Genomic DNA, 10,681 nt, shown 5'->3' with positions numbered 1-10,681 from the left:
CTATATTCCGCCCGCTTCGCGACAATGGCCCATCCGCCGATGTCCGAGGGCCCCTGTGGCGGAATTGGTAGACGCGCTCGACTCAAAATCGAGTTCCGCAAGGAGTGCTGGTTCGATTCCGGCCAGGGGCACCAACCAGGCTGTTCAAGCCCGTTCCGAAACGTCCGCAACCGTCCGCACCGTGCTCGGAAAGCCTTGAAAAATAGGCACTTCCGCGTACGTTCTAGTTCGTCACCGTTTGTTCTCCTCCGATCCCAGCCGCCCGATTTGCTGGTATTTTTGCTGGTATCGGGAGAACAAACGTTCACGGCGACTTTCGCTTTGCCGAATGAAGGAATTGAGCCGATGGGCGGCAAGAACGACGGCGCGTGCGCCAATCCCAAGCAGATTAAGACCGACGTCGACTGCCGCGCCGCCCGACCGAAATTCGACAATGGCGCGTGGAGTCCCGCTAAGATTTCCGACGTGACCGGCGGCTGGCTCTATCTCTTCGTCACGCCGGACGTGAGCAGGCCCGGCAACGCTGCCTCCAAGCTCTGGCGGATGGACTACCGTTTCCACGGCCGCCAGAAAACCTACTCCATCGGCCCCTACGGCAACGGCAGGGATGCACGTTCTCGCTCGCAGACGCGCGGCGCGAGCGCGACAAGGCCAAAGACCTGCTCAAGGAAGGCAAAGACCCGAGCATCGAGAAGCAGCTCGACAAGCACAAGCAGGCCGCCGCCCGGCCTTTCGCGCAATGGGCCGATGAGTGGCTCGCCAAGAAGAAGGTGGAGAAAGTCAAGCGCGGCAGGATCGTCGCAGTGCGCGACCCCAAGACCGTCGAGGTGCTCGAGCTGCGCGTCGGCTACGTCAAGGCTCGCTTCGGCAAGCTGTGCAGGCAGGACATCAAGCGTCCCGACGTGCTCGCTTTCATGCGTTCATATGAAGCAGAGGGAAGGCTGGAAACCCGGGACCGAGTGCGCAGCATCGGCGAGCAGATCTGCGACTATGCCGACGTCGAAGGCGACGGCTACAATCCATTCCGCAACCTGAATGGACAGATGATTGCCAACATTTCGACGCCGCGTCCCGGTGTCACCGAACCACGCGACGTCACGCGCGTCTTCAAACTTATCAGCGCACCGTGGACGAGAGCGAGATTTGGTGACGTCGTTGGCCTTGCCTTGCGCTTCAATGCGCTGACCATTCCCCGCCCCGGCATGGTCAATGAAATGGAATGGGGCGAGGTCGATTGGGATGCCAAACGCTGGACTGTTCCAGCTCCCAAGATGAAGACCGGTTGGGACCATGTTGTGCCCTTGTCACGACAGGCACTCGCGATCCTGCGTAGCGTCCAGAAGCTGACCGGCCATCGCCGGTACGCGTTTTCCTGCTCGAAGGACGCGCCGCTATCAAACAATACGCTCAACAAGCGCTTGCGGCTGCTTGGCATTGATACCAAGACTGATCATTGTGCCCACGGATTCCGGACCACGTTCTCGACTCTATCTCACCACGAAGAGATCAAGGACGCCAAGGCATGGGATGGCGATGTCGTCGAGCTGCAGCTCGCACATCTCGATAACTCTACTGTGGAAGGTCTCTACAAGAAGCACGGACCCCTCGCGCTGATCGGCTCGCGCACGAAGCTGATGCAGCATTGGGCTGATCGGATCGACCACTGGCTCGATCCCAAGAAGGTGATGCCGATCAAGGGAGGCGCGCAGGCTTGAGTCGCCTATCATCAGGCCTGTTAAGTTGCCCAATTCAACCCGTCGCAAAGCTCATGTGATAATCGTCGACGCTTGTGCATCTCGTGCTGGAAGGATCGATTTCGCATCCGTTGCATCGCGTTGCGCTTGTCCGCCTGAGATAACCGCAACAGCCGTTGTCGCCTAGATCCAATGCTTTGCCGTGGCTTCGAACGGCCGGATACAATGGAGAAGCAGTGCGACGGAGAGAGTGTCAGTCAGCCCCCGCTGAAAGATAAAGCATTTTCGACCTTCCTGGACTACGGCCACGTCCGAAATATCATCTCCGGCAGCCGAAATTACCGGAAGGGTCATAATACTGTTTCGAAGAGGGGATGGTTGCGGGGGGTGCAACACCCGTATTAGTTCGAGGGCAATCCCACGGCCCGCAGCATGGCCCTGCTAATCGGCCCAATGTCGGATGTGGCTACCGGCCATAAGCGAAGCGGGGTGTCCAGCTTCGCTCCAATTCAGCATCCTCATCCTCCTCATCGAGAGGGGCTTCGGGCAGCCCCTCGCTGGTCAACACGGTCAAGGTGTAGCCGTATTTGCCAAGGCCGATGATCTCTTCATCAAGAGTGATCCGACCCGGGCCGTCGAACCATGTCGCCAAGTCGGTTTCACCAACGGCGCGTTCGGCGCGAAGGACATTCGCCGCATCCGCGTTGAACCTCTGCGTCGCTCCGTCGGGCAAAGGAGCGCCTTTTCGCAAGAACGCTAGCTTGCCGAGATTCTTGAAAGACTCCGAGGTAAACGCATATGCGATCTCGTTGCCCTTGCTGACGATGATCGCCATCGGATAGCTGCCGCACTCCGCGGCCCGAATCGCGGCAGCCGTGATCGAACAATGGGCCTTCTCAGCCAGCTTGAGAATGCCGTCGAGGCCGATCTGATAATTGGAGAGCAGGTTGCGTGTGAGATTGGACGGCAAGAGAAGGCCGCTGGCGAAGTGGTCAGCCTCCAGCTCGATCGACGTATTCTGTGTAAAATTGGCGCGGGACATGTGCGCGCCGCCGGCCTTGATAATCTCCTCGGGATGGCCCGGCAGGAACCAATGCCCCAGCTCATGGCCAATGGAGAAATTCTCGAAGCCTTCGTTGCCGTGCTCGGTGGAGTAGATGATGGTGGCCGAATCACCGGCGAAGATGATCGCGCCGGACACGCCCGTCACTTCGGCTGGTTTCGCCTGGATGACAATATCCCTGGCCTTGGCGATCTCTCGAGGTCTAACTGGAAACTGATTGAAGCCAAATTCCTCAGCGACCTTTTCGCCGTGCTGGGTTGCCATCTTCAACCGAAAGCCCGCCATGTTTCGCCCCCTATTTCTTGTCCTTAATCATTGTGTCGATGATGTTCTGAATAAAAAGTCGATCTTTTGCGCTCAGCTTGTCTTCGTCGCGAAAGGCGGTCGTCGCGGCTTGCGCCCCGAGTAGGTAGTCGGCCGAGACCTTCAGCGCCTTCGCGAGCGCTCGCACGTTGTCGAACGACGGCTTGCGGCGCCCAGCCTCAAAATGGGCGATGGCCGAAGGTTGCATGCCGGCTTCCCTGGCCAGTTCGGATTGGCTTAGCTCCCGCGTTTCGCGCGTTTTGCGCAGGCGAGAGGCGAAGTCTTTTGGTGCGCTTGACTCGGCCATGACAGATCGTATAGAGTTCCATGTCTAGATCGTCGACAGCCCCGCGGGGCTATTTCTTCGGCTCAGGCTATGACAGAGCGTATAGCTACTTATTACGATTTGCGAATCAGGTCAAGGAATCAGGAGTTGTGAGCATGGCAGGCAAGAATCAGCATGTCGTTCCGCACGGTGACGAATGGGCCGTGCGTGGCGAAAGGAATGAGAGGGCAACCTCGATCCATCCGACCCAGGGAGATGCCGAACGGGCTGCACGGGAGATCGCGATCAACCAGCAGAGCGAAGTCGTCATTCATCGGCCGGACGGTCGGATTCGCGACAAGAATTCCTACGGGCACGATCCCTATCCTCCGAAGGGCTAAGCGACATGACGCAGGTTGCAGTTCCTTCAGATAAACCGCCGATTCGTCGAATTCTCTCGATTGACGGCGGCGGCATCATGGGAACGCAGCCGGCGTCCTTTCTTACGTCTCTGGAAGAGGATCTCGACCGGCCCATCGGAGAGTATTTCGATCTGATCGCAGGAACGTCCACGGGCGGCATTCTGGCGATCGGATTGGCGATGGGTCTTCCCGCGCGTGATCTCCTTGACCTCTATGTCCGTCGCGGCCCACACATTTTTGGACAGTCGGGCGGCGCTCTGGCGAGCTTCGCCGGCGACGCGTGGCGTCGCCTCAAGCACATCGTCACCCCGAAGCATGACGCTGATCTGCTGCGGAGCGAACTCTCTACAGTTCTCGGCAGCAGGCGCATTGGGGATGCGAGAACGCGACTGGTGATTCCCGCATGGGATGCCGACCATCGCGGTGTCTATTTTTCAAAGACGGGGCTCCTCCCCCGCCTCAAGACCGATTACAAGCGCCTCGCCGTCGATGCCGCGATGGCGACGGCCGCCGCGCCCACCTACTACAAGCGCCACCGGACCGCCGAGGATGTCGGTCTGCTCGACGGCGGCGTATGGGCCAACAACCCGATCGCGTTGGCGGTGGTCGAGGCCGTCACTTTGCTCGACTGGCCGGCCAGCAGTCTGCGAGTGCTGAGCCTGGGCTGCGTCAACGAGGTCTACATGATCGGCGAGGCGCCTGGTTGGGGCGGTCTCGCAAAGGATGTGACCCGCCTGTTCATGGACGGCCAGTCGCATGGCGCGCTTGGTATGGCGAAGTTGCTTACCGGCCATCAATACGAACGTGAGGCGATTTTCCGGTGCTGCCCGGATGTGCCGAAGGATTTCTTCAATCTCGATGACACGCGCAAGATCGCGCAACTCAAAGGCATGGGCGCCTCATCAGCTCGTAAGGAGCGTCCTCGCATTGAACCCGTTTTTCTGACGGAAACTGCCGAATCGTTCAAACCTATCTACACCGTGAAAGGAATTGAGCCATGAATCAGATGTTCACGGCGCCTCCCCAGACGCATCTGCTTTTGCGCAAAGCCGAGGTTTACTCGCTCCTCGATCAGATTTGCCAAGCGCTGGAGTTGACCGCTGCTCAGCTTGAGGCTGCGCGGACGAGCTACGAGGCTGTCGCGGAATGGCTCTCCGGGTCGGACAACCCTCTTCTGAAGTGGATCGATATTTATGCTCACGGCTCGACCGGCCTCGGCACGACGGTCAAACCGATCGGGCGCGAAGATTTCGACGTCGATCTCATCTGCAAGGTGCTGCGCTTTACCGCTGACCGGCCACCGGCAGAGTTGAAACGCATTGTCGGCGATCGCCTGAAGGAGAACGCGCGCTACGCTGCCATGCTCGAAGAGAAGAAGCGCTGCTGGCGCTTGAACTACGCACGCGAATATCATCTCGACATCTCGCCGACGATCAACAATGCCAAATGCGCCAACGGCGGCGAATTGGTTCCCGACAAGAAGCTGCGGGAATTCAAACCGACGAATCCGAAAGGCTACAAGGCGCTCTTTGAACGCAGGGCAGCCCTAATCCCCACCTTGCGGATGCAAAAGGCTCTCGCTGCCGAGGACCGTGCGGCCGTCGAGCCCTTCCCTGTGCATGGCACCGCCAAAGGCATCCTGCGGCGGACGGTGCAGATCCTCAAGCGGCATCGTGATGTGCATTTCCTGGAAGTCGTCGAGGAGATCGCACCGATCTCCATCATCATCACCACGCTCGCGGCACAGTCGTATGAGTATTGCGTCAAGAGCTTTGTTTTCGATTCCGAACTTGACGTTCTGATCGCGACCATTCGGTTGATGCCACACTTCATCGATAAGCCGGTCGTCAATGGTCGGCGGATCTATGTGGTGGCCAACGAAACCACGGTCGGCGAGAACTTCGCCGAGCGCTGGAATACTGAGCCGGCTCGCGCCGCCGCCTTCTACGAGTGGCATGCGAAGGCACTGGCGGACTTCGAGGCCCTTCCGGATTTGCAGGGCATCGACGTTATCGGCAAGAGCTTGGAAGGAAGCCTCGGGAGTTCGGTCGTTCGCAAAGTTATCGATGCTCGCACCGACAGCATTTCGCAGGCACGCACGGCCAAGAAGCTCTACGTCGCGCCGACGGTCGGGCTCACGCTGTCCAGCGCGGCCAATGCGACGCCGGTTCGCTCCAACACGTTCTTCGGTGACTAGGTGTTTTCGCGTGACCGCCCAGACCTGACGCCCGCGCAGCAGTTTATGTTTCTGCGCGCCAATCCCATCTGTACGGGGACAGGCCGGCTGCACGCGACTGGCTTTATTTGGGATTATCGTGACAGGCCGACGCCCCTTAGCCGTGAATACTCCATGCGCATTACATTTCAGCGGGGCGAAACACCAAGCGTCTTCGTCACGGACCCCGAGCTTTCGGCTTTGGCGGGTGAGCGGCCCCTGCCGCACGTCTATCATGATCCCCTGCGCCTGTGCCTCACGTTGCCAGGAACGCGCGAGTGGACCGGCACGATGCGGATCGATCAGACATTCGTACCCTGGGCCACAACGTGGCTTTACTATTTCGAGGACTGGCTGATCTCCGACGACTGGAAGGGCGGCGGCAAGCACCCCGATCCGACGGATAACGAGCGTTATGGTCGACGGGTGCGTCGCGCGACGCGGCAACCGAGGATCTGACGGCTATATTACAATACATGCGGCGTCCCCTTCTGCTTTGATGCTATCTACCTTAACTGACAACTTCCTCTCGCCTTCCGGCCCCTTATCCGCCGCCATGACGCACTTGAACATCGGCGGGACCAGCTTAGCCGGATCGGGAAGGCGCGGCTGCGAACGCGGTCCCGGCTAGAGCTTCGGAATAGGCAACGAAAACTGCGCATGGCGCGGGCCCAAACCGGCTTTACTATTCGGCCTATTGGAGAGCCGACAATGGGAACCCCGCTCTGACTCTTTCCTGAGGATGCTCTCCGAGGGCTACCCTTCGGCTCGCTTAGCGAAATGACGCACTCGGCGAGCCTTCAAAAAAGCTTCTGTCCGTCGCCATGAACCGCGCCAACATAGGCGCAATGAGTTTGGTCGAAGCCAAGCATATCGCTCGGTATCTCGGTTCTCATGATGAACACGTAATAGGAGCGCTATCTGGCGGCTCTATTGAGCAGTTTCTCTGGAATGATTCCGTCATGAAGCAAGGCACGCTTTAGCATCGAAATATCACGGCCGTTGTTCACCGCGATTGCGCCGGCAATTTTATCGTGACTATCGAGGAAGATTGCCGTCCAATTGTTCGTTTCAGGATCGTCCAGCACGACACTGCGGTCAGCATTTTGCAGCACTCCTAACGACTGAATGTTGTGTCCAAACTGGTCCGACCATAGCCACGGCGGCTCCGCATAATGCGAGTCAATCCCTGCCATGGATTTCGCCGCGACCAGCGATTGGCCCGAGGCCACCTTCCAGGACTCAAGTCGCTGACGAAACGCGCCGCCTAAGACGGGGTGTGACGTCACCTCTCCCGCAGCGAAGATCGCCGGATCAGATGTCTGGCAGCGATCATCCACGACAATACCATCATCGACGTCCAGCCCCGCGTCCGATGCAAGTTGGGTGTTGGGTTGAACCCCGATCCCGACAACGACTGCGTCGACATCTGCGAATGCATTCCAGCGCAATCGCAACGAACCATCATCCTGATGATGAATTGAATCGATCTTTGAGCCAAATTCGAACTGGACTCCGTTCAGGCGATGCAATTTCTCAGCCCAACGGCTCAGGATAGCAGGCATGCCGCGAGATAGTATCCGATCCGTCATCTCAAACAGAAAAACCTCGCAGGCCATCGCTCGAGCGGCGGCAGCAACCTCTAACCCAATGAACCCGCCGCCGATCACAGCAATTCGACGCGATTCCCGAAGCACGGATTTCAAGCGAACCGCGTCTTCAAGCGTTCGCAGATAGAGAATTTTCGAGCTTTGCCCGACGCTATCCGGCAATTTTCTCGCCCGCGATCCGGTCGCGAGGAGTAGCCGATCGTAAGCATAAGCATTTCCGCAAGCGGTTAGAATTTCGGAGCGGTTTCGATCGATCTGCGTCGCGGTTTGTCCGGGATGATACGAAATACCGTTCTCATGATAGGTCTCCGCGTTTGCCAGATAGCGCGGTGCGCCCTCGCCAAGGACTTCTTTGGACAGCGGCGGGCGATCATACGGCAGGCCGAGTTCGTCTCCGAGAATATCGATCTTGGCTTGTGGCGCCAACTCGCGAAGATGCACGGCGGCTGTGTGCCCCGCGAGGCCTGCTCCGACAATCACAAAACGCATTTTAGCGCTCCCTGTAGGGGAAGGGCACATTCGGCGCGCCCGTCCTCCTTATCCGCCGTTGACAGGCGCCGAGCACTCTCACATTCAATACCTTCAGCCGAAGGCTAGTTGGCAGATTCTGCTGATATTCATCTGCGACGCACTTGCTAGACGCTGTAGAAATCGAGCGCAGTGGCCATTTGATCGTTCGTAAGGGAAATCTTTTTGAATCCGATCAGCCAAGCCTCTCCAAGACGGCGCAGCCGAAATTCAAGGCGTCCGAAGTTGGTATGGCTTTTACAAGCGCGCGGATCGTACGTATGAACCGTGAAGCAGGCATTTCCCTCGATCGAATCCGTCGAGGCCGCATCGACCATGATGTTCGTATAGGAATGAACCGTGCGCGGAAGCGGCATCGCCGTGATGGACTTTCGCGACTGTATCCTGTCAATTCGGTCACTCAGCCCATATGAGTTCTCATGATATATCATTGAAAGCTCGCGGTTCGGATTGGACGTCGTCTCGTACTCGTCCTTCCAGGCCGGCACCCAGAAAATCGCATCGTCAGCGTAGAGCTTGACCCAATCGCGGAATTTCTTCTGATCCAGAAGTCTTGCCTCCGTGAAGAGAACGCGAGTAGCAATCTTCAGGTAATCATCCTCTGACATGTCGCTAACCTAGCCTTCCGAGGGATCACGAGTCATAAGGCGCAGCCATTCCCGGTAACCGGAATGAAAGCATGTCTCATCGCCGAACAGGGGCGCTCCATAGGTCCACCGATCAGGTGAAACCTGCAATTCGGAAGAGTAGTTGAGTGCCTCGCCGGACTTCGGCCTCAAGCCTCGCGCATACCCCTGCGTAGGACCAGCGAAACGAGCTCCGTAGCCGGTCTGGCAAAGCTCGTACATGACGTTGTCGTCGGACGTCGCAAGACCGCTCGGATTGAAGAAATCCTCATACAGACGGATGCGAACGCGGCGCGCCTCGTCACTTTCACCAACTGGGGCAAGACAGTGAGACGTAATCTCCGTCTTGTCCGGAGCCAATGGCCGCCACGTCCGCAACTGCAGCGTGCCGATATCAACGATCTGCAGGTTAGGATAAATCGTGAGATTGCGCTGACGAAACATCCACTTGAGCTTGTCTTCCCGAGTCTGCCCCTGAACCGTCGACAGAAGTTTGCCATCCTGATTGAGAGGGCGGAGCTTATAAACCCTTGACGCATGAATGGACCACATCATCGCGTGCCCCCTCGCCAGGCTGAAGCTTCCTTGCGCGTCGGGGTCGGTCTCTGTCGGATTCCACGGCTTTACTTCTAGCGGTCCTCTCCGCACTTCACGCTTCTTGAGAACGTCGATATACGAACTGTGCGTTGAAGCGAAGTGGTAATAATCAAGCCCGTTCTCGAACTGAAGCTTCCAATTGGCGTCGAACGTGTAGCTTACGTTTCCGTCAACGAACTCCAGCCCTTCGATGCCCTGATCGACAACGAGATCGATAAACGCGCGCGCGTCACCAAGATGCTCCTCTAGCGTCGGCACGTCGGGCGACACGCTTGCAAACAGAAGCCCTCGATAGCTTGCAATCTTGGGAACAGGCTTGAGGCCATGATCATCCGCAAGAAAGGACGGCGGATACTGGCCATCCTTCTCATCGGTCATCGAAACATTCTTGCCGGCACTATCGTACGACCACCCATGATAGCGACAAACATGGAATTTCTGATTGCCCTTCTTAAAGGGGCAAACGATCGCCCCGCGGTGGCGACAGGTGTTAAAGAAGCATCGAATTTCTCCAGTCCCGTCCTTTGTAATCAGGACGGGGTGGCGCCCGATGTACGTCGTCACGAAGTCATTCGGCTTGCGTAACTGACTTTCCAGCCCGACGAAAACCCAAGTCCCCTCGAAAACGTGAGTAAGTTCGCGCTCAAAAATATCCTGGTCGGTGAACACCGTCCGATCTACCCGAAATATTCCGTCATCGGGTCGATCGTCCAGCAGCTTCGAAACCATTTCGGGTGTGATTGGCCCACCTCTGACACCACCGTCGCTCGGCCTCACAGGGCTGGGTACTTCCGACCTGAAGCTGGTCAATTCGACCTCCTCTATTTTTCTTGTAGCAAAGCGGAGCGGCTATTTCGGACGAGATGGGGGCGTCACACTAAATGGCGACATCGTCGCCCCCCTTGCCGTTAAGTTAGGTTGACGCGTCGGGATTAGACGGTGCCGAGGTGACATCGATTTCCACAGCATCACCGGCGACACGAACAGGATAGGTTGCCAGGGCCGTTTCTGCTGGTGAGGTCAACGCCGCGCCCGTTCGAACATCGAAGCGGGCGCCATGAAGCGGGCACTCGATCTCGTAACCATCGAGCCAACCGTCGGACAGAAGTGCATAGGCATGAGTACAAACGTCAGACGTGGCAAAATACTCTTCGCCGCAGCGGTAGAGCGCAACTTTGCATCCGTTGATATTGAGCTGCTGAATGCTGTCATCCGACACATCTTTCGTAAGAGCGGCTTTTACCCAGTTAGTCATTCGAGTCGACGCTCGCTTTTGGATTGTTGCGAACTTCAGTTCTTTCCGAACATATTCTTCCAGGCCTCGGTGCCCGGCTTCGCTTCCCATTGTTTGCTGTCGG

13 protein-coding genes and 1 tRNA gene are annotated in these 10,681 nt (G+C 57.7%); 6 read left to right on the top strand and 8 right to left on the bottom strand.

Annotation, left to right across the window (positions count from 1 at the left end):
• Nucleotides 1–49 precede the first annotated feature (49 nt).
• Nucleotides 50–134 (top strand) — tRNA-Leu (locus Q0239_RS00410).
• A 97-nt stretch (nt 135–231) separates the two neighbouring features.
• Here Q0239_RS00410 and Q0239_RS00405 read toward each other — a convergent pair.
• Nucleotides 232–561, bottom strand: a complete 330-nt coding sequence (locus Q0239_RS00405; RefSeq protein WP_298596661.1) for a hypothetical protein — start codon at nt 559–561, stop codon at nt 232–234.
• A gap of 209 nt (nt 562–770) precedes the next feature.
• On the opposite strand from Q0239_RS00405, the gene Q0239_RS00400 reads away from it, so the two are divergent.
• Complete coding sequence (locus Q0239_RS00400; protein WP_298596658.1) at nt 771–1,715, top strand: site-specific integrase; 945 nt, start codon at nt 771–773, stop codon at nt 1,713–1,715.
• A 445-nt stretch (nt 1,716–2,160) separates the two neighbouring features.
• Here the strand turns inward: Q0239_RS00400 and Q0239_RS00395 are convergent, their stop codons facing one another.
• Together Q0239_RS00395 and Q0239_RS00390 are read right to left on the bottom strand one after the other, a co-directional pair.
• Nucleotides 2,161–3,042, bottom strand: a complete 882-nt coding sequence (locus Q0239_RS00395; RefSeq protein ID WP_006018773.1) for an ImmA/IrrE family metallo-endopeptidase — start codon at nt 3,040–3,042, stop codon at nt 2,161–2,163.
• Nucleotides 3,043–3,052: 10 nt separating this feature from the next.
• Complete coding sequence (locus Q0239_RS00390) at nt 3,053–3,367, bottom strand: helix-turn-helix domain-containing protein (RefSeq protein WP_013500416.1); 315 nt, start codon at nt 3,365–3,367, stop codon at nt 3,053–3,055.
• Between the two features lie 134 nt (nt 3,368–3,501).
• On the opposite strand from Q0239_RS00390, the gene Q0239_RS00385 reads away from it, so the two are divergent.
• The 4 genes from Q0239_RS00385 to Q0239_RS00370 all read left to right on the top strand — a co-directional run bounded on the left by Q0239_RS00385 (nt 3,502) and on the right by Q0239_RS00370 (nt 6,421).
• A complete protein-coding gene (locus tag Q0239_RS00385) occupies nt 3,502–3,726 on the top strand; it encodes a DUF2188 domain-containing protein (protein ID WP_006018771.1) in 225 nt (74 codons plus the stop codon).
• A 5-nt stretch (nt 3,727–3,731) separates the two neighbouring features.
• Nucleotides 3,732–4,748 (top strand): CBASS cGAMP-activated phospholipase, encoded by a 1,017-nt coding sequence (locus tag Q0239_RS00380; protein WP_298596653.1) that lies wholly within the window; start codon nt 3,732–3,734, stop codon nt 4,746–4,748.
• A complete protein-coding gene (locus Q0239_RS00375; protein ID WP_006018769.1) occupies nt 4,745–5,944 on the top strand; it encodes a nucleotidyltransferase in 1,200 nt (399 codons plus the stop codon). The genes Q0239_RS00380 and Q0239_RS00375 overlap by 4 nt, the downstream gene beginning before the upstream one ends.
• Before the next feature lie 153 nt (nt 5,945–6,097).
• On the top strand, nt 6,098–6,421 hold the full coding sequence (locus tag Q0239_RS00370) for a hypothetical protein (protein WP_192817750.1): 324 nt from the start codon (nt 6,098–6,100) through the stop codon (nt 6,419–6,421).
• Nucleotides 6,422–6,734: 313 nt separating this feature from the next.
• On the opposite strand, the gene Q0239_RS18135 is transcribed toward Q0239_RS00370, so the two are convergent.
• The 5 genes from Q0239_RS18135 to Q0239_RS00350 form a co-directional block, all read right to left on the bottom strand.
• Nucleotides 6,735–6,830, bottom strand: a complete 96-nt coding sequence (locus Q0239_RS18135; protein ID WP_367276052.1) for a DUF2274 domain-containing protein — start codon at nt 6,828–6,830, stop codon at nt 6,735–6,737.
• Nucleotides 6,831–6,879: 49 nt separating this feature from the next.
• Nucleotides 6,880–8,061: an FAD-dependent oxidoreductase gene (locus Q0239_RS00365; protein WP_006018767.1), complete on the bottom strand. Its 1,182-nt coding sequence runs from the start codon at nt 8,059–8,061 to the stop codon at nt 6,880–6,882.
• 146 nt (nt 8,062–8,207) lie between these two features.
• Nucleotides 8,208–8,708, bottom strand: a complete 501-nt coding sequence (locus Q0239_RS00360; protein WP_006018766.1) for an aromatic-ring-hydroxylating dioxygenase subunit beta — start codon at nt 8,706–8,708, stop codon at nt 8,208–8,210.
• 9 nt (nt 8,709–8,717) lie between these two features.
• Complete coding sequence (locus Q0239_RS00355; protein ID WP_237863165.1) at nt 8,718–10,052, bottom strand: SRPBCC family protein; 1,335 nt, start codon at nt 10,050–10,052, stop codon at nt 8,718–8,720.
• 184 nt (nt 10,053–10,236) lie between these two features.
• Nucleotides 10,237–10,681: non-heme iron oxygenase ferredoxin subunit (locus Q0239_RS00350; RefSeq protein WP_298596637.1), on the bottom strand; the 445-nt coding region annotated here is incomplete at its 5' end.

The sequence above is a fragment of the uncultured Sphingorhabdus sp. genome, assembly GCF_937872355.1.
In the GTDB taxonomy this organism is placed as follows: Bacteria; Pseudomonadota; Alphaproteobacteria; order Sphingomonadales; family Sphingomonadaceae; genus Sphingorhabdus_B.
Note: the sequence above shows the minus strand (reverse complement) of the source record. Positions and strands in the feature narration are given on the sequence as shown.